Origin of the sequence: Ensifer soli, from assembly GCF_041928815.1 — a bacterium.
In the GTDB taxonomy this organism is placed as follows: domain Bacteria; phylum Pseudomonadota; class Alphaproteobacteria; order Rhizobiales; family Rhizobiaceae; genus JBHFEI01.
In genome coordinates this window covers 51,794-69,994 of sequence record NZ_JBHFEI010000004.1, presented here as the reverse complement: position 1 = coordinate 69,994, position 18,201 = coordinate 51,794, and the positions used below count along the sequence as shown (strand labels likewise).

General features: G+C 68.4%; 14 protein-coding genes. 9 read left to right on the top strand and 5 right to left on the bottom strand.

From position 1 onward, the window contains the following. Positions 1-75: 75 nt before the first annotated feature. From ACEVQ6_RS07395 to ACEVQ6_RS07385, 3 genes are all read right to left on the bottom strand, one after another. Positions 76-3,540 carry a chromosome segregation SMC family protein gene (locus ACEVQ6_RS07395; protein ID WP_374888295.1) on the bottom strand — a complete coding sequence of 1,155 codons (3,465 nt, stop codon included), beginning with the start codon at positions 3,538-3,540 and terminating at the stop codon, positions 76-78. Positions 3,541-3,606: 66 nt separating this feature from the next. Further along, on the bottom strand, positions 3,607-4,353 hold the full coding sequence (locus ACEVQ6_RS07390; RefSeq protein ID WP_374888294.1) for a DsbA family protein: 747 nt from the start codon (positions 4,351-4,353) through the stop codon (positions 3,607-3,609). Positions 4,354-4,463: 110 nt separating this feature from the next. Next, a complete protein-coding gene (locus ACEVQ6_RS07385) occupies positions 4,464-4,985 on the bottom strand; it encodes a DUF721 domain-containing protein (protein WP_374888293.1) in 522 nt (173 codons plus the stop codon). An 80-nt stretch (positions 4,986-5,065) separates the two neighbouring features. On the opposite strand from ACEVQ6_RS07385, the gene mutY reads away from it, so the two are divergent. The 3 genes from mutY (at position 5,066) to ACEVQ6_RS07370 (ending at position 7,923) form a co-directional block, all read left to right on the top strand. Next, on the top strand, positions 5,066-6,166 hold the full coding sequence (mutY, locus tag ACEVQ6_RS07380; RefSeq protein WP_374888292.1) for an A/G-specific adenine glycosylase: 1,101 nt from the start codon (positions 5,066-5,068) through the stop codon (positions 6,164-6,166). After that, positions 6,163-6,774 carry an HAD family hydrolase gene (locus ACEVQ6_RS07375; protein ID WP_374888291.1) on the top strand — a complete coding sequence of 204 codons (612 nt, stop codon included), beginning with the start codon at positions 6,163-6,165 and terminating at the stop codon, positions 6,772-6,774. The genes mutY and ACEVQ6_RS07375 overlap by 4 nt, the downstream gene beginning before the upstream one ends. Positions 6,775-6,888: 114 nt before the next feature. Continuing rightward, complete coding sequence (locus ACEVQ6_RS07370; RefSeq protein WP_374888290.1) at positions 6,889-7,923, top strand: calcium-binding protein; 1,035 nt, start codon at positions 6,889-6,891, stop codon at positions 7,921-7,923. Positions 7,924-8,142: 219 nt separating this feature from the next. Here ACEVQ6_RS07370 and ACEVQ6_RS07365 read toward each other — a convergent pair whose 3' ends face one another. Beyond that, a complete protein-coding gene (locus ACEVQ6_RS07365; RefSeq protein WP_374888289.1) occupies positions 8,143-9,282 on the bottom strand; it encodes a site-specific DNA-methyltransferase in 1,140 nt (379 codons plus the stop codon). 220 nt (positions 9,283-9,502) lie between these two features. Here ACEVQ6_RS07365 and ACEVQ6_RS07360 point away from each other — a divergent pair, with 220 nt between their 5' ends. Beyond that, positions 9,503-10,195: an HAD family hydrolase gene (locus ACEVQ6_RS07360; RefSeq protein WP_374888288.1), complete on the top strand. Its 693-nt coding sequence runs from the start codon at positions 9,503-9,505 to the stop codon at positions 10,193-10,195. 103 nt (positions 10,196-10,298) lie between these two features. Further along, positions 10,299-10,949: a glutathione S-transferase family protein gene (locus tag ACEVQ6_RS07355; protein WP_374888287.1), complete on the top strand. Its 651-nt coding sequence runs from the start codon at positions 10,299-10,301 to the stop codon at positions 10,947-10,949. Between the two features lie 51 nt (positions 10,950-11,000). Here ACEVQ6_RS07355 and ACEVQ6_RS07350 read toward each other — a convergent pair whose 3' ends face one another. Then, complete coding sequence (locus ACEVQ6_RS07350) at positions 11,001-11,561, bottom strand: hypothetical protein (protein WP_374888286.1); 561 nt, start codon at positions 11,559-11,561, stop codon at positions 11,001-11,003. A gap of 235 nt (positions 11,562-11,796) precedes the next feature. On the opposite strand from ACEVQ6_RS07350, the gene thrC reads away from it, so the two are divergent. From thrC to ACEVQ6_RS07330, 4 genes are all read left to right on the top strand, one after another. Then, positions 11,797-13,194: a threonine synthase gene (gene thrC / locus ACEVQ6_RS07345; RefSeq protein ID WP_374888285.1), complete on the top strand. Its 1,398-nt coding sequence runs from the start codon at positions 11,797-11,799 to the stop codon at positions 13,192-13,194. 15 nt (positions 13,195-13,209) lie between these two features. Next, positions 13,210-14,505, top strand: coding sequence for a M16 family metallopeptidase (locus tag ACEVQ6_RS07340; RefSeq protein ID WP_374888284.1), 1,296 nt, complete (start codon positions 13,210-13,212; stop codon positions 14,503-14,505). 148 nt (positions 14,506-14,653) lie between these two features. Continuing rightward, positions 14,654-15,268 (top strand): GNAT family N-acetyltransferase, encoded by a 615-nt coding sequence (locus tag ACEVQ6_RS07335; RefSeq protein WP_374888283.1) that lies wholly within the window; start codon positions 14,654-14,656, stop codon positions 15,266-15,268. After that, the gene (locus tag ACEVQ6_RS07330) at positions 15,265-18,180 is read left to right on the top strand and encodes an EAL domain-containing protein (protein ID WP_374888282.1); all 2,916 of its coding nucleotides are present in this window, start codon (positions 15,265-15,267) and stop codon (positions 18,178-18,180) included. The genes ACEVQ6_RS07335 and ACEVQ6_RS07330 overlap by 4 nt, the downstream gene beginning before the upstream one ends. Positions 18,181-18,201: the final 21 nt, after the last annotated feature.

The following is an 18,201-nucleotide window of genomic DNA, read 5'->3' as shown; positions in this document are numbered from 1 at the left end:
CCTTGGAAATGACGAAGCCGGATAATCTTGCTGCATTGCAGCATAATTGCGACAGAGCCTGTCTCGGCGGAAGGGCTAGACCGCCTCGCGCATCTGCTCGGCCGTCTGCAGGTCGACGGAGACGAGCTGGCTCACGCCCTGCTCGGCCATGGTCACGCCGAAGAGGCGGTTCATGCGGGCCATGGTGATCGGGTTGTGGGTGATGATGACGAAGCGGGTCTCGGTCGAGGCCGCCATTTCGTCCATCAGGTTGCAGTAGCGCTCGACATTGTGGTCGTCGAGCGGTGCGTCGACCTCGTCGAGCACGCAGATCGGCGCCGGATTGGTGAGGAAGACGGCGAAGATCAGCGCCATCGCCGTCAGCGCCTGCTCGCCGCCCGACAGCAGCGTCATCGTCTGCGGCTTCTTGCCGGGCGGGCGGGCGAGGATTTCGAGGCCGGCCTCCAGCGGATCGTCGCTTTCGATCAGCTGCAATTCCGCCGTGCCGCCGCCGAAGAGATGGGTGAAGAGGCGCTGGAACTCGCGGTTGACCACGTCGAAGGCGGCAAGCAGCCGCTCGCGGCCCTCGCGGTTGAGGCTCTGGATGGCGGCGCGCAGGCGCCGGATCGCCTCGATGACGTCCTCGCGCTCGGCGAGCAGGCCGGAGAGCTTTTCCGTGAGGTCGGCCTGCTCCTCGTCGGCGCGCAGGTTGACGGCGCCGAGACGCTCGCGCTCGATCTTCAGCCGGTCGAGGTCGCGCTCGATCGTGGCGACCTCGGGCAGCGGGTCGGCCGGCCCGAGCCCGGTCAGCCGCATGACGTCCGCCGGCAGCACGTTCAGCGTCTCGCGGATGCGCGTCTCGGCCTCGACACGGCGCTCGCGGGCGGAGACGAGGCGTTCCTCGGCCCGGCCGCGCGTCTCGCGCGCCTCGGCAAGCGCGGAAAGCGCCGTCGTCGCGATGCGGTCGCTGTCGCGCTGGCGGGTCTCGGCCTCGGCCAGCGCATCGGCGGCGGCGCGCCGGGCGGCCTCCGCCTTCGTCAGTTCGTTCATGAGCGCGCGGCGTTTGTCCTCGAAGAGATCCGGCGCGTCGGTCAGTTCATCGATCGCCTCGCGGGCCTCGGCCTCGCGCTCGCGCAGCGTCTCGACCTGCGCCTCGGCGCCCGCCATCCGATCGGCCCAGCTGCGACGCTCCGCCGCGATGGCGAGAAGACGGCGGCGGCGCGCCTCGCTTTCGCGCGCCAGGCCCTCATGGGTGGCGCGGGCCTCGGCGAGCCGCGCCCGTTCGGCGGAAACGGTGGCGGACTGGAGCGCGAGCCGACGGTCGAGGTCGGAGACATCCGGCTGCGCTGCGCGGGTCTCGGCCGCTTCCTCGATCTGGAGATCGAGATCCTCGCACTGGGCGTCAAGGTCGGCGCGCGCCTCCTGAAGCGCGGCGCGGCGGGTCTTCAGCTCGCCCGAGGCGCGTTCGGCCTCGGCGAGCGCGGCGCGTGCCTCGGCGAGGCGGCGCTGCGCGTGGCGCTCCTGGTCGCGGGCGCGCGCCTGCTGCTGGTCGGCGGCGCGCACGGCCTCGGCCGCCTCGGCAAGGCGCGCCTCGGCGCGGTCGCGCTCCTCCAGCGCCGCCTCGGCCTCATCCTCCAGGTCCGAGAGACGGTTCTTCTGTTCGAGCCGGATCGCCGCCGGGCTCGGCGCGTCGGCGCCGGCGACATGGCCGTCCCAGCGCCAGACGTCGCCCTTGCGCGTCACCAGCCGCTGGCCGGGCCTCAGGAAGGGAAGCAGGCGCTCCGCCACCGCCGCGTCGTCGACGATGCCGACCTGCCAGAGGCGGCGGGCGAGAAGCTCGGGGGCGGAGACATGGGCGATCAGCGGGATCGCTCCGTCGGGCAGGGGCGGATCGCCGGCGCGGCTGCCGGGCTCGCGCCAGTGGGCGGGCGCCGACGGATCGGCGGGGGAATCGAGATCGTCGCCGAGGGCAGCGCCGAAGGCGGCCTCGAAACCGCGATCGACACGGATGCCGTCGGAGACCGGCGGCAGCGCGCCGCCCGGCGCCGACGCCTCCATGAGACGGCGGATGGTGCGGGCCTCCGTCTCGATCGAGGCGGCGCGGGCGCGGGCGGTCTCGGCGAGCGGCCGGGCGGCCGATTCGGCGCGGCGGGCGGCGGCAAGCGCAGATTCGGTCTCGGCGGCAGCGCCCTCGGCCTCCATCGCCAGTTCCGCGGCCGCCTCCGCCAGTTCGCGTTTCTCGACGGGATCGGCGATCGCGGCGATGCGGCGGTCGAGATCGGCAAGCTCGGCATCCTGCGCCGCGCGCTGGCGCGCGAAGCGCTCGCGCCGTCCGGCGAGATCGCGGATAAGCCGTTCCAGTTGCTGCGAGAGCGCCTGGGCCTCGGCCCGCTCGGCCGTCAGCCGCGCCATCTCCGCCTCGCTTTCCGCGAGCGTCGCGGCGGCGGCATTGAGCGCCGCGCGGGTCTCCTCGCCGGCCTCGCCGCCATCGGCGGCGGCCTCGGCGAGGTCCTCTTCCTCCGCGTCGAGCCGGGCGATCATCGAGGCATTGTCGGAGAGCAGCCGCTCCTCGCGGCGGATGTCCTCGGCAAGCTGCAGGAGCCGCCGCTGCAGCTCCTCGCGCCGGCGCAGCGCGCGGCCCGCATCCTCCTCCAGCTGCGCGCGGGCGATCTGCAGCCGCTGCAGCGTCGCGGCGACCGTCGCCTCCGCCTCGCGCAGTTCCGGGAGCTTCAGGCTGGCGATGGCCTGCGTCTTCACCGCCTCCATCTGCGCCTGCGCCTTCTCGGCGACGGCGGAGGTCGCCTGGTTGAGCTGGCTCGTCGCCTCGCCTTCGGCCTCCTTCGCCTCGACCCAGCGGATGTGCAGCAGCATCGCCTCGTGGCGGCGGATCTCGGCAGAAAGCATGCGGAAGCGGTTCGCCTGGCGCGCCTGGCGCTTCAGGCTCTCGATCTGGCTTTCGAGCTGGGTGGTGACGTCCTCCAGCCGCTCCAGATTGGTTTCCGCGCCGCGCAGGCGCAGTTCGGCCTCGTGCCGGCGGGAATGGAGGCCGGAAATGCCCGCCGCCTCCTCGAGCAGCTGCCGGCGCGCCTGCGGTTTCGCCTGGATCAGCTCGCCGATCCGCCCCTGCCCGACCATCGAGGGCGAACGCGCCCCGGTCGAGGCGTCGGCGAAGAGGAGCTGCACGTCCTTCGCCCGCGCCTCCTTGCCGTTGATGCGGTAGACCGAGCCGTTCTCGCGCTCGATGCGGCGCGTCACCTGGATCTCGTCGCTGTCGTTGAAGGCGGCCGGCGCGGTGCGGTCGGAATTGTCGAGGAAGAGGCCGACTTCGGCGGTGTTGCGCGCCGGGCGGTTGCCGGAGCCGGAGAAGATGACGTCGTCCATGCCGGACGCGCGCATGTTCTTGTAGGAGTTCTCCCCCATGACCCAGCGCATCGCCTCGACGAGGTTCGACTTGCCGCAGCCGTTCGGGCCGACGACGCCGGTCAGGCCGCGCTCGATGACGAATTCGGAGGGCTCGACGAAGGACTTGAAGCCGACGAGGCGGAGCTTGTTGAACTTCATGGGCCAGACCGGACAACGGCGGACGCGCGGACGCGCCCGCCGGAAAAGACCCTGTTTTCCGGACGCCTAGAGCAGCGTGTCGATAAGGGCCGACATGGTGTCAACCGACATGTCTCCGGAATAGCGCGTGCCGTTGATGAAGAAGGTGGGCGTCGACTGGACGCCGAAATCCTTGGCTCCGCGCTGCATCACCGTGTTCACATCATCCAGAAGCTTCTGGTTCGTCAAGCAGGCCTCGAAGCTCTGCTGTGTAAAACCGGCGAGCTTCGACATCTGCAGGAGGGCATCGCGCCCGTTCTCGGCCGCCGCCCACTGGCGCTGCTGCTTCATCAGCATCGACACCATCGGGAAATACTGGCCCTCGGGGGCGCAGCGCGCCAGCATGAAGGCGGCCGCCGCGCGCGGATCGAAGGGGAACTCGCGGATGACGAAGCGGACCTTGCCGCTGTCGACGTATTTTTCCTTGATCGCGTCGAAGGTGTTGACGTGGAAGCTGGCGCAGTGCGGGCAGGTCATCGACATGTATTCGACGATGGTCACCGGCGCGTCGGCCTTGCCGATCGACATTTCCGGCAGCGCGCCCGGCTCCATCAGCTTGGCCACGTCGACCGTGCCCTCCGCCTCGGGCAGCTCGGCCGCCGCCGTCGTGGTCGCGGTCGTCACGGGATCGACGCCGGGGGGCGTCGCGGTCGAGGCCTGTTCCTCGCCGCTGCAGGAGGCGAGCGCGAGCGCCGCGACGGCCGCCGCCGTCCCAGCCATGAAGCGCCGGCGGGCGAGGAGGGAAAGGCGCGAGCTCTGTTCGTTCAGGGACATGGTTCACCCGTGAAGGAGGAGGGATGGAAAGCGTGTGAGACCGGATAACGCGCCGCCATGGCGGCCACAAGGTCTGTGAGCAGCAGCGAATTCAAAGAATTGTGACTGCGTCATGATGGCGCCCGTTTTTTGCCCGCCTGCGCCAGCACCGCCGTGCCGAGCCGGGTCAGCGCCGCGCGCAGCCGCTCGTCCTCGACCTCGCCGACCATCGCGTCGAGCCTCACAGCGGCAGGCCCGTTGAGGACGGGAGCCCGGCGCGGCCGGCGCGAATCGGCGACGACCGGCTTCTGCACGATGCGGATCCGGCCGATCGCGGGAAAGCCGAAGAAGCCGTTGATCCGCTGCATCAGCTCGCCCTGCGCATGGCTGAGGAACAGCGCGCGCGATCCCTCGCAGGCGATCGTCAGCACGCCCGGCCGGTGGCCTTCGCCGTCCCGCGCGTTCATGCCGCGCGCCGGCCAGGCGATCTGCTCCGGCCGCGTGCAATCGGCGAAATCCGCGCCGGCGATCTCGTCCCAGGAGCCGAGCAGCAGCGTGTTGATCCCGGCCCGGCGCGTCAGCACCGGGTCGATCAGGCGGTTCGCCACATCGCTGATCTGCGTTGCGCCACGCGGTCTGTAGGCTTGCTTCACGGGTCTCACTCACCGGGGCGCCGCCTTGCGGATCGCGGCGCGCTCGGCCATCTATAGCGCGAAACCGATCCTCCCGGCAAATGATGACCGACCCAGAGCAAAGCCCCCTCCCCGCCCGCCTGATCCTTAACTGGTACGACCGCCACCACCGCAGCCTGCCCTGGCGGATCACGCCGCCGATGGCGAAGGCCGGACGGACGGCCGATCCCTACCATGTCTGGCTGTCGGAGGTGATGCTGCAGCAGACGACCGTGCAGGCGGTCAAACCCTATTTCGAGACGTTCCTCTCGCTCTGGCCGACGGTCGACGCCCTCGCCGCCGCCGAGACCGAGGCGGTGATGCAGGCCTGGGCCGGGCTCGGCTACTATGCGCGGGCGCGCAACCTGAAAAAATGCGCCGAGACGGTCTCGCGCGACCATTCCGGGCGCTTTCCCGATACCGAGGAGGCGCTGAAGCGGCTGCCGGGCATCGGCGACTATACGGCGGCGGCGATCGCGGCGATCGCCTTCAACCGGCAGAGCGCCGTGCTCGACGGCAATGTCGAGCGCGTCGTCTCGCGCCTCCACGCCGTCGAGACGCCGCTGCCCTCGGCGCGCCCCGCACTTCGCGCCTTGACGGCGGCGATCACCCCGGCCGACCGGCCCGGCGATTTCGCACAGGCCATGATGGACCTCGGCGCGACGATCTGCACGCCGAAGCGGCCGGCCTGCGCGCTCTGTCCTCTGAACGGCCTCTGCCGCGCCCGGCGTGACGGCGATCCCGAGCGATATCCGCTGAAGGCGGCAAAGAAGACGAAGCCTGAGCGCAAGGGCGCCGCCTTCGTCGCGATCGACGGCGACGGCGCGGTGCTTCTCAGGAAGCGCGGCGGCACGGGCCTCCTCGCCGGCATGACCGAGGTGCCGGGCAGCGCCTGGACGGCGCGGGCCGACGGGGAGACGGACACCGGCGCCGCCCCCTTTCCGGCGCGCTGGGAGGCCTGCGGCGGCATCCGCCACGTCTTCACCCATTTCGCGCTGGAACTTACCGTCTACCGCGTCCGGCTTGCCGCCAGGGTCAATCCGCCCGAAGGCTGGTGGGAACCGTCGGCGACCCTTGCGGCGCAAGCCTTGCCGACCGTCATGAAAAAGGTGATCACGCAGGCTATACCCGGCGCGTTCCCGCGAAAGGATATCGTGACATGACCGCCATCGACCACATCGTCTTCGACATCGGCAAGGTGCTGATCCACTACGATCCGAACATCCCGTTTTCGCGGATCATCCCGGACGAGGCCGAACGGCGCCGCTTCTTCGAGACCGTCTGCACCCATGACTGGAACCTCGAGCAGGATCGCGGCCGCAGCTGGCGCGAGGCGGAGGACCTGCTGATCGGCCTCCACCCGGAGCAGGAGGAACGCATCCGCGGCTTCCGCCGCCACTGGATCGAGATGGTGCCCCATGCCTATGACGGTACGGTCGCGATCCTTAAGCGCCTGATCGGGGACGGCCGCGACGTCACCATGCTGACCAACTTCGCCGCCGACACGCTGGCCGAGGCGCGGGCGAAGTTCCCCTTCCTGACGATGTCGCGCGGCGTCACCGTGTCGGCCGAGATCGGCCTGATCAAGCCGGACGTCGCGATCTACCGGCATCACGCGGCCCGCTTCGGGCTCACGCCGGAGCGCACCCTTTTCATCGACGACAGTCCGGCCAATGTGGACGGCGCGCGGGGCGCCGGATGGCAGGCGGTGGTGTTCACCGACCCCGAACGGCTCCGCCTCGATCTTGCCGGCCACGGCATCGCGGCCTGACGGGAAAAGGCCGCGGAAGCGCCGCCAAAACGCCCAGAATGGTTCAGGCATGGTTCATGGATTAGCGCCTATCGTCACGTCATCTTTTTAGAAAACGCTTTGGGAGCGACATCCATGACAGTCATCATCGACGGCACCAACCGCAACGACGTCATCTACCAGGACGGTGACATCGAAGTGGAAATCTACGGCTATGGCGGCAACGACAAGATCTATCTCGATCTCGTCGGCCCCGATGGCGGCTTCAACTATGTCGATGCCGGGACGGGCAACGATCGGGTCGAGAACGATTTCGAGGGGGGCAACAAGATTTATCTCGGCGCCGGCAACGACACCTACATCCTCAACGCCTTCGACGGACTCGACGGCGATTTCGACATCGTCAAGGGCGGCGCCGGCGACGACTATTTCGAGATCCTCGGCGTCGAGAGCGACTATTACGGCGAGAGCGGCAACGACACCTTCCTGTCGGTCGGCTTCAACAACTACTTCAACGGCGGCACCGGCATCGACACGATCAGCTACGAGCTGCAGGACGAGGACGACGTGGAGGCCGGCCGCGGCGTGACCATCGACCTCGGCGGGAAGTTCGCCTCGACCGGCGCCGGCCGCAGGGAGACGCTGATCAGCATCGAGAACGCCGTTGGCACCGATTCCGACGACGACATCACCGGCAGCAGCGCCAAGAACGTGCTCTCCGGCCTCGACGGCGACGATTTCCTCTTCGGGCTCGCCGGCAACGACACGCTTCTCGGCGGCACGGGCGACGACACGCTCGAGGGCGGCACCGGCAACGACACCCTCACCGGCGGCCTCGGCTACGATTTCCTCAAAGGCGGCGCGGGCGCGGACGTGTTCAAGTTCGCCTCCATCGACGACAGCGCCGTCGGCCGCTACCGCGACGTGATCCTCGACTTCAGCCGCGCCCAGCGCGACAAGATCGACCTGCGCGACATCGACGCCAACGAATTCCGTGCCGGCGACCAGAAGTTCACCTTTATCGGCAAGCTCGGCTTCAGCGGCACCGCCGGTGAACTGAACTTCCGCGGCGGCGTCGTGTCGGGCGATGTCGACGGCGACGGCGTCGCCGACTTCCAGATCAAGGTGAGCGGCGTCTCGACGCTGACCCTCGGCGACTTCTACGTCTGATCGGCGCCCGTCGCCCCGACGACGGAACCCCTCGCCCGCACATTGCGGCGAGGGGTTTTTTGTTGCGCATGCATCATCTCATGCGGCGTCGCAGGCCCCTCAAACGCGATCACCCGGGGTTCTTGCGAACCCCGGGTGCGTCTCGTCCGTGCCGTCCGGGACTGAAGGTACGAAAACCGGACGTCGGGACGTTCCCCCGTCAGGCCGTCGGGTGGTTGATCACCCGATGGCCGCCAGGCTGTTGCGGACGACGGTCCGGAGATCGTCGATGGGCTTCAGGGCTCGCCCATCCTCGAAGTGCCAGAACGTCCATCCGTTGCATGCATCAAGGCCCTGCACTTTCGCGCCCAGGCGATGAATCGATCCGGCCTCGCCGCCGCTCGCCAGCGTGCCGTCGGCCCGCACGATGGCGCTGTAGCGGCGCTTGGCGTCGGTCAGCACCGTGCCGGGGCGCAGGAGACCGCCCTCGACCAGCGTGTTGAAGGCGACGCGCGGCTCGGCCTTCTTGCCGGTCATCACCGACAGCGTCGCGCCGCCGAGCGGCTCGACCGCCGCGATACGGGCCGTCGCCGCGTCGATATAGTCCTGCTCGCGCTCGATGCCGACAAAATGGCGGCCGAGGCGCTTGGCCACCGCCCCGGTGGTGCCGGAGCCGAAGAACGGGTCGAGCACGATGTCGCCGGGCCGGGTCGAGGCCATCAGGATGCGGGCGAGCAGCGCCTCGGGCTTCTGCGTCGGATGGGCCTTCTTGCCGTCCTCGCCCTTCAGCCGCTCGGAGCCGGAGCAGATCGGGAACAGCCAGTCGGAGCGCATCTGCACATCGTCATTGGCGGCCTTCATCGCATCGTAGTTGAAGGTGTAGCCCTTGGCCTTGGCATTCGGCGCGGCCCAGATCAGCGTCTCGTGCGCGTTCTGGAAGCGCCGTCCCTTGAAGTTCGGCATCGGGTTGGTCTTGCGCCAGACGATGTCGTTGAGGATCCAGAAGTTCAGATCCTGCAGCGTCGCGCCGACGCGGAAGATGTTGTGGTAGGAGCCGATCACCCACAGCGTGCCCGTCGGCTTCAGCACGCGGCGCACGGCGAGCAGCCAGGCGCGGGTGAAGGCGTCATAGGCTTCGAAAGAGGCGAACTGGTCCCACTCGTCGTCGACGGCGTCGACCAGCGACTGGTCGGGGCGATGCAGCGCGCCGCCGAGCTGGAGATTGTAGGGCGGGTCGGCGAAGACGGCATCGACGCTTTTGTCCGGCAAGGCCTCCAGCGCGGCGACGCAGTCGCCCTTGATGATCGTATCGACCCAGCCGGTCGAGACGGCGTGGCGGGGGGAGGATTCCGGCGAAAACCTGGAAGACAATCGGGCCATGGACAACACGCACCTTACGCTTACTCGGGAACTTCGAATGTCCTTATGGTTACCGAAGATGGTTACCAAAGCCTGAAGCGCCTGCATCAAATCGCGAAAATCATCCGCAAATGGACAGGGACGGACACGACGCATGGCAGCCATCCGGCCATGGCGATTGAGGTCGCAGGCCATGTCGTGTATGAGACAGGCCATCGCTCCAAAAGGATTTTTCCCCGACATGAATGGCATCGACCTCATCCTCTTCGACTGCGACGGCGTGCTCGTCGATTCCGAGATCATCGCGGCAGAGGTGGAAGCGTCGCTTTTGACGGAGGCCGGCCATCCGATCAGCGCCGAGGAACTGGCGGTGCGCTTCGCCGGGTTGACCTTCAAGGACATGCTGCTGACGATCGAGAAGGAAGCGGGCGTGCCCTTCTCCGCCTCGCTGATCGACAAGGTCGACGGGCTGCTCGACAAGCGCCTCGCCGCCGTCAAGGCGATCGACGGCATCGCCGCGACGCTAGCACGCCTGACGCTGCCGAAGGGCGTCTGTTCGAACTCGACGACGCCGCGCCTCGACCTGATGCTGTCGGCGACCGGGCTCAAGGGCCATTTCGGCACGCATATCTATTCGGCCCGCGACCTCGGCGACGACCGGGTCAAGCCGAAGCCGGACATCTACCTGCACGGCGCACGGCAGTTCGGCATCGATCCGTCGCGCGTGCTCGTCGTCGAGGATTCGGTGCACGGCGTCCATGCGGGACGGGCCGCCGGCATGCGCGTCGTCGGCTTCACCGGCGCCTCGCACACCTATCCGGGCCATGCCGACCGGCTGACCGATGCCGGCGCCGAGACGGTCGTCTCGCGCATGAGCATGCTGCCGGGCGTCATCGCCGCCCTGTCCGAGTGGCAGGAGAGCCTGTCGGCCTGAGGGGCCCGTCCACGCTTCGCAGCGGCGGGGAAAATTCCGGCCGCACCTGTCGGAACCGGGCCTCGCCGGCCGTCTTCATGGGAGACAGCCAGGGAGGGCCGCCATGGCCGCGACGATTTCCGTGTTCGAACGTTCGCCGGATGGCGGCAGGGGCCTTGCGCGCGACATGGGCGTGCGCTGGGCGCTCGAAGAAGTGGGCGAGCCCTATACGGTGCGCGCTCTTTCCTTTGCCGACCTCAAAGGCGAGGCGCATCTCGCCCGCCATCCCTTCGGGCAGATCCCGACCTTCGAGGAGGCCGGCCTGACCCTTTTCGAATCCGGCGCGATCGTGCTCCACATCGCCGAGCGCCATGCGGGCCTGCTGCCGGCGGAGGCCGATGCGCGGATGCGCGCGATCGCCTGGATGTTTTCCGCGCTGAGCACGATCGAGCCGGCGATCGTCGAGCATTCGATGGCGCTTCTCTTCGAACGCGACAGGCCCTGGCATGCCGAACGCCTGCCGCTTCTGGAAGACCGCGTCCATGCGCGGCTCGCGCCCCTCTCCCGCCGGCTCGGCGGGGCCGAATGGCTGGAGGGCGGGTTCACGGCCGGCGACCTGATGATGGTGACGGTGCTGCGCCGGCTCGGCCGCTCGGGCCTCCTCGACGCCTATCCAAACCTTTCCGCCTATGTCGCGCGCGGCGAGGCGCGCCCCGCCTTCGTCCGGGCCTATGCGGCGCAGCGCGCCCTCTTCACCACCGCTTCGTCCTATTGACGGGCGGGACGGCGCCGGAAAGCGCTGTCCGTCGTGCGGGGCTGCGGCCGGTCAGGAGGTGCGCTTCTTCTTCGGCGGCGGGCCTTCGTCGAAGCCGACGAAGATCTTGGTGTCGGCGCCGGCACCGGCGGGGATCGTCACCTCCGCCTTGGTGAAGACGAACTGGGTCGTGCCGGTGGCGGGCACGGAGACCGGATATTGCGTCAGCTCCGAATAGAGCGTCGAGGTTCCGTCGGCGGCGGCGACGCGGATCGGCAGGTTGACCGTGCCGGGCCCGCCGGCGGGACCCGCGACGACGCGGCCCTGGACGACGACCGTGACGGTCAGCTGCGTCGCGCTCTGCACGCACTGGCGCGTCGTGTCGGCGAGCGAGGCCTGGTAGACGACCTTGGTCGGATCGTCCTTGGCGCCCTTGGCATAGGTGCGGTAGCTCGCCGTGCCGTCGCGCAGGTAGACCTGCGGGCAGGCGCCCTGGATCACCGCCGGCGTCGGCGCGGCGGCGCTGCCGCCCGCCTCGATCGCGCCGCCGGTGTCAGGCGTGTTGCACCCCGCCAGAAGCGGGAGGACGGCGGCACTGACCGCGAGAAGACGCCGGGAAACTCTGCCAGACACGTTCGAAACCCTCACCCTGAACCGCATCGCGCCGCCGTTCCCGGCCGGTCGCCGGAAAGATCGCGCGGGGTCTTTCTGGACCCGTCGCGATGCTCTATAGCAGCGGCCAACGGAAAAATCGATTGGGGGCGGCGCAAAAATGCCCGCGCGCCCGCCGTCGCCCGGCTGAGGCGGAACCGCATCCTGCGAGCGGACTGTCCCGGCGCGGCCGACGGCCTGACGAAGGATGTGACCGGTGAAATATGTCTCCACCCGGGGCGAGGCCCCTGCCCTCGATTTCCGCGACGCGCTGATGGCGGGGCTTGCCCGCGACGGCGGCCTCTATATTCCGGAAACCTGGCCGCAGTTTTCCGCCGACGAGATCCGGGCGCTGCGCGGAAAATCCTATCAGGAGGTCGCCTTCGCCGTCATCGAGCGCTTCACCGACGGCGAGATCGCGCCGGAGGCGCTGAAGGGGATGATCGAGGCGGCCTATGCCACCTTCCGCCACGAGGCGGTGGCGCCGCTCGTCCAGATCGGCGCGAACACCTTCGTCATGGAACTGTTCCACGGCACCACGCTCGCCTTTAAGGACGTGGCGATGCAGCTCATCGGCCGGCTGATGGACCATGTCCTCTCCGAGCGCGACGCCCGCGCCACCATCGTCGGCGCCACCTCCGGCGACACCGGGGGTGCTGCGATCGACGCCTTTGCCGGGCGGGAGCGCACCGACATCTTCATCCTCTTCCCGGAAGGCAAGGTTTCCCCGGTGCAGCAGCGCCAGATGACGACCTCGAGGGAAGCGAACGTGCACGCGATGGCGATCCGCGGCAATTTCGACGACTGCCAGGCCCTCGTCAAGGCGATGTTCAACGACGCCGCCTTCCGCGACGGGGTGGCGCTGTCGGGCGTCAACTCGATCAACTGGGCGCGGATCATGGCGCAGATCGTCTATTATTTCACCACCGCCGTCAGCCTCGGCGCGCCGGACCGGGCGATCGCCTACACGGTGCCGACCGGCAATTTCGGCGACGTCTTCGCCGGCTATGCCGCCGGCCGCATGGGCCTGCCGATCGCCCGCCTCGTCATCGCCACCAACGAGAACGACATCCTTGCCCGCACGATCGCCACCGGCCGCTACGAGATGCGCGCGGTGAAGGCGACCACTTCGCCGTCGATGGATATCCAGATCTCCTCGAATTTCGAGCGCCTGCTGTTCGAGGCCTACGGCCGTGACGCGGGCAAGCTCCGCGCGGCGATGGCCGGGCTGAAGCAGTCGGGCGCCTTCGAGATCGAGCCGCAGGCGCTGGAGGCGATCCGCGCCCTCTTCTCGGCCGGCCGCGCCGACGAGGCAGAGGTCGCCGCCACCATCTCCCGCACGCTGGAGCAGAGCGGCTACCTCCTCGACCCGCACAGTGCCATCGGCGTCTTCGTCGCCGAACGGCACACGGACCCGCAGGTGCCGATGGTGGTGCTCGCCACCGCCCATCCGGCGAAATTCCCCGATGCGGTAAAATCGGCCTGCGGTATTGACCCGGCGCTTCCGACGTGGCTTGCTGGCCTGATGCAACGGGAGGAGCGTTTCACCATTCTGGAGCCCGAGCTTGAGGCCGTCGAAGGCTTTATCGGCGAACATGCGCGCATCCGGAGCTGAAGCGCAGAAAGACGCATGATGAAAGTTGAGTGCACCCGGCTCGCCTCCGGGCTGACCGTCGTCACCGAAACCATGCCGCATCTGGAGAGCGTCGCTCTCGGAACCTGGATCAAGTCGGGGTCCCGCAACGAGACGTCGGACGAGCACGGGATCGCCCATCTCCTCGAGCACATGGCTTTCAAGGGCACGGCGCGGCGCACCGCCCGCCAGATCGCCGAGGAAATCGAGAATGTCGGCGGCGAGGTCAACGCCGCCACCTCGACCGAGACGACCTCCTATTACGCCCGCATCCTCAAGGACGACGTGCCGCTCGCCGTCGACATCCTCGCCGACATCCTGACCGAATCCTCCTTCGACGAGGACGAGCTGGAGCGGGAGAAGAACGTCATCCTGCAGGAGATCGGCGCGGCCGACGACGTTCCCGACGACGTCGTCTTCGACCGCTTCGCCGAAACCGCCTTCCGCGACCAGACGGTCGGCCGGCCGATCCTCGGCACGCCGGAGACGGTGATGTCGTTTTCGGCCGACGAGATCAGGGCCTATCTCGGGCGCAACTACACGACCGACCGCATGTTCGTGGTCGCCGCCGGCGCCGTCGACCATGACGCCTTCGTCCGCCAGGTCGAGCGCCGCTTCGACGGCCTGCCGGTCCTGCCCGCCGCGCCGCCCGTCAACGAGACCGCCCGCTACACCGGCGGCGACCGGCGCGAGGAACGCGACCTGATGGACGCGCAGGTGCTTCTCGGCTTCGAGGGCAAGGCCTATCACGCGCGCGATTTCTACTGTTCGCAGATCCTCGCCAACATCCTCGGCGGCGGCATGTCCTCGCGCCTCTTCCAGGAGGTGCGCGAGCATCGCGGCCTCTGCTACTCGGTCTATGCCTTCCACTGGGGCTTCTCCGACACCGGCATCTTCGGCGTCCATGCCGCGACCGGCGGCGAGAACCTGCCGGAACTGATGCCGGTCATCGTCGAGGAGCTGCGCAAGGCCGCCGACCACATCGACGGCCAGGAAATCGACCGCGCCCGCGCCCAGATCTGCGCCCAGCTGCTGATGGGACAGGAAAGCCCGGCGGCGCGCGCCGGCCAGATCGCCCGGCAGATGATGCTCTACGGCCGGCCGATCCCGAACGGCGAGCTGATGGAGCGCCTGTCCGGCATCACCGTCGAGCGGCTGACCGACCTTGCCGGCCGCCTCTTCTTCGACACGACCCCAACGCTCTCGGCGATCGGCCCGCTCGGCCAGCTCGCGCCCATGGACGAGATCGTGACAGGCCTGTCGCGCAGGACCGCCCGCGCCGCCGCGGAATGAGGGCGCGCGCCGGCTGAAAACGGCGACGGCCGGGCGCCGCACACGCGTTTGGCGCCGCCGCGATCTGCGGCAGGCGCCGTCGCCCCTCCCCGTTCCGGTCGGCCTGTTTTTACGCTAAGACGAGAGGATGGCCTGACGGGGGGTGTTCATGGCGAGATCGATGTTTCGGTTCCTGTCGCGGCATCCCGACCCCGTCGAGATTTCCGGGCCGGACCACTACCTGCGCCTGCCGCGCCAGGGCGACTACCGGCAATGGTTCCGCCTGCGCAGCGAGAGCCGCGCCTTTCTCGAACCTTGGGAACCGAGCTGGCGCGGCGACGAGATGACCGAAGGCGCCTTCCGCGCGCGGGTGGTGCGCGGCGAGCAGGAGTTCTCCTCCGGCCAGGCCGTGCCGCTCTTCCTGTTCTCCCGAAGCGACGACACGCTGCTCGGCGGCATGACCATCGGCCATATCCGCCGCGGCGCGGCGCAATGCTGCATGATCGGCTACTGGATGGGCGAGCGCCATGCCGGCCACGGCCATATGTCCGCCGCCGTCCGGTTGACCATCCCCTACATCTTTGCCGGCCTTCAGTTGCACCGGATCGAGGCAGCCTGTATTCCGGAAAACGGCAGAAGCATCCGGCTTCTTGAAAAGGCCGGGTTTGAGCGGGAAGGCTACCTGCGCGAATATCTGAAGATAAACGGACAATGGCGCGATCACCTGATCTACTCGCTGATCAGCGGGAACGGTGGCGCAAACGGGAATGTAAACATCCGATGATTTCGATCCGCAAGCCGTGCCGGACGGCGGCCGCCCGGCCGTGCCGGCAGGCCCTTGCCCTGATCTGCGGCCTGATCGCCTTCCTTGCCGCCGCTTCGGCGCAGGCGATCGAGCCCGTGAAGATCTCGCGCGAGGACACCGCGCTCGACCTGACCGCGACGACCGAGATCTATACGGGCCGCGGCGAGGCCTTCCAGGTCTCCACCGCCCCCGGAACCGACGGCATCGTGCGCCGCATCGAGGTGCGCTCCACCGCCGAGACCCACCAGGGCGACTGGGCCGTCTTCGCCCTCGCCAACGTCTCCGAGGAGCAGCTGGAGCGCGTCATCGTCGCGCCGCATTTCCGGCTGGTCAATTCGAAACTGTTCTGGCCCGACCTCGGCTCCAAGCGCATCCTGTCGATCACGCCGTCCGAGGGTTTCGCCCTCGACCGGCAGCCGAGCGAGGAGGCGGACGTCTTCCGCATCACGCTGAACCCCGGCTCGGTCATCACCTTCGTCGCCGAACTCGCCGGGCCGGACCTGCCGCAGATGTATCTCTGGGAGCCGGACGCCTACAAGGACACGGTCAACGCCTTCACGCTCTATCGCGGCATCGTGCTCGGCATCGCCGGCCTGCTCGCCGTGTTCCTGACGATCCTCTTCGTCGTCAAGGGAACCTCGATGCTGCCGGCGACGGCGGCGCTCGCCTGGGCGGTGCTCTCCTATGTCTGCGTCGACTTCGGCTTCCTGTCGAAGCTGATCTCGATCACCGCCGGCGACGAGCGCATCTGGCGCGCCGGCACGGAGGTTTTCCTCGCCGCCGGCCTCGTCATCTTCCTCTTCACCTATCTGAACCTCAACCGCTGGCACCAGCACCTCTCCTATGCGACGCTCGCCTGGGTTCTCGGGCTTGGCCTGCTCTTCGGCGTCGCGGTCTACGATCCGGCGATCGCGGCCGGCATCGCCCGCCTCTCCTTCGCGCTGACCGGCACGGTCGGCATCATCCTGATCGGCTATCTCGGCTTCAACCGCTACGACCGGGCGATCCTGCTCGTGCCGGCATGGGCGCTGATCCTCGTCTGGCTGTTCGGCGCCTGGCTGACGGTGACGGGGCAGCTCGCCAACGACATCGTCCAGCCGGCGCTCGGCGGCGGGCTGGTGCTGATCGTGCTTTTGATCGGCTTCACGGTGATGCAGCACGCCTTTGCCGGCGGTGCCTACAGCCAGGGCCTGTTTTCCGATCTCGAACGCCAGTCGCTGGCGCTGACCGGCTCGGGCGACACGGTCTGGGACTGGGACGTGGCACGCGACCGGGTCGTCACCATGCCGGACGTCTCGATCCAGCTCGGCCTGTCACCGGGCACGATGCACGGGCCGGCGCGCAACTGGCTGCCCTATCTCCATCCCGACGACCGCGACCGCTTCCGCGCCACCCTCGACGTTCTGCTCGAACACCGACGCGGCCGGCTGAACCACGAATTCCGCATCCGCGCCGAGGACGGCCATTATCATTGGCTGGCGATCCGCGCCCGGCCGGTGCTCGGCGCCAATGGCGAGATCATCCGCTGTGTCGGCACCATCGTCGACGTGACCGAGCAGAAGAACTCGATCGACCGGCTGCTGCACGACGCCGTGCTCGACAATCTGACCGGCCTGCCGAACCGCCAGGTCTTCCTCGACCGGCTGCAGGCCTTCCTCGCGCTGGCCCCCTCGACGCCGACCGTGCGGCCAACGGTGCTCGCCATCGACATCGACCGCTACAAGACGGTCAACGACCGTTTTGGCATCGCCGCCGGCGACAATATCCTGATCGCGCTGACCCGGCGGCTGCGCCGGCTGCTGAAGCCCCAGGACACGCTGGCTCGGCTCGGCGGCGACCAGTTCGGCCTGATCCTGATGTCGGAGCGCGATCCGGCCAAGGTCGCCGATTTCGCCGATGCGGTCAGCAAGGCGATCATGGTGCCGCTCTCCTTCGGCAACAAGGAGATCAACCTGACCGCCTCGATCGGCCTCGTCTCCTCTGTCGGCCAGCAGGAACAGGCGACAGGCCTCCTCGATGACGCGGAACTGGCGATGTTCCGCGCCAAGAAGGCCGGCGGCAACCGGGTCGAGCCCTTCCGCCCGGCCTTCCGAACCTCGGGCACGGAGCGGCTGCAGATCGAGACCGACCTGCGCCGCGCGATCGAGCGCAAGGAGCTGAGCCTCGTCTACCAGCCGATCGTGCGGCTGAACGATGCCGAGATCGCCGGTTTCGAGGCGCTGATGCGGTGGGACCACCCGAAGCGCGGCAACATCTCGCCGAGCGAGTTCATCCCGGTCGCCGAACAGTCGGACCTGATCAACCAGATCGGCCTCTTCGCCATCGAGCGCGCCTCGACCGACCTTGCCGAATGGCAGCTCCAGACCGGCGACCTGCCGATCTTCGTCTCGGTCAACCTGTCGAGCGCCCAACTCCTCAACAACGATCTCTACGACGATATCCGCGCCGTGCTCGACAAGACGCGCTGCAATCCCGCGAAGCTCAAGATCGAGCTGACAGAATCGGTGGTGATGGGCAATCCGGAACAGGCGCGCCTCGTGCTGACCAAGCTGAAGGATGCCGGCTTCGGCCTGGCGCTGGACGATTTCGGCACCGGTTACTCGTCGCTCTCCTACCTGACCCGCTTCCCCTTCGACACGATCAAGATCGACAAGGCGCTGGTCACCGACCCGACCGACAAGCGGGCGGTGCTGCTGCGCTCGGTCATCACCATGGCGCATGATCTCGACATGCAGGTGGTGGCGGAGGGGATCGAGTCGGACGAGGACGCGGCAGAACTCGCCAAGATGGGCTGCCATTACGGCCAGAGCTTCATCTTCGGGCCGCCGATCGGCGTCGAATCGATCCAGCGGCTGCTGAAGGAGCGGTTTCCGCTGATGAAGCGCGCCTGACGGAAAGGCGCCTTCCGCCGG

What these genes read in the sequence shown, in the direction of transcription:
- ACEVQ6_RS07365 (WP_374888289.1), bottom strand. Translation starts at nt 9,282, where the DNA reads ATGGCCCGATTGTCTTCCAGGTTTTCGCCGGAATCCTCCCCCCGCCAC.
- ACEVQ6_RS07340 (WP_374888284.1), top strand. Translation starts at nt 13,210, where the DNA reads ATGATGAAAGTTGAGTGCACCCGGCTCGCCTCCGGGCTGACCGTCGTC.
- ACEVQ6_RS07390 (WP_374888294.1), bottom strand. Translation starts at nt 4,353, where the DNA reads ATGTCCCTGAACGAACAGAGCTCGCGCCTTTCCCTCCTCGCCCGCCGG.
- ACEVQ6_RS07335 (WP_374888283.1), top strand. Translation starts at nt 14,654, where the DNA reads ATGGCGAGATCGATGTTTCGGTTCCTGTCGCGGCATCCCGACCCCGTC.
- mutY (WP_374888292.1), top strand. Translation starts at nt 5,066, where the DNA reads ATGATGACCGACCCAGAGCAAAGCCCCCTCCCCGCCCGCCTGATCCTT.
- ACEVQ6_RS07370 (WP_374888290.1), top strand. Translation starts at nt 6,889, where the DNA reads ATGACAGTCATCATCGACGGCACCAACCGCAACGACGTCATCTACCAG.
- ACEVQ6_RS07395 (WP_374888295.1), bottom strand. Translation starts at nt 3,540, where the DNA reads ATGAAGTTCAACAAGCTCCGCCTCGTCGGCTTCAAGTCCTTCGTCGAG.
- ACEVQ6_RS07355 (WP_374888287.1), top strand. Translation starts at nt 10,299, where the DNA reads ATGGCCGCGACGATTTCCGTGTTCGAACGTTCGCCGGATGGCGGCAGG.
- ACEVQ6_RS07375 (WP_374888291.1), top strand. Translation starts at nt 6,163, where the DNA reads ATGACCGCCATCGACCACATCGTCTTCGACATCGGCAAGGTGCTGATC.
- ACEVQ6_RS07330 (WP_374888282.1), top strand. Translation starts at nt 15,265, where the DNA reads ATGATTTCGATCCGCAAGCCGTGCCGGACGGCGGCCGCCCGGCCGTGC.
- ACEVQ6_RS07360 (WP_374888288.1), top strand. Translation starts at nt 9,503, where the DNA reads ATGAATGGCATCGACCTCATCCTCTTCGACTGCGACGGCGTGCTCGTC.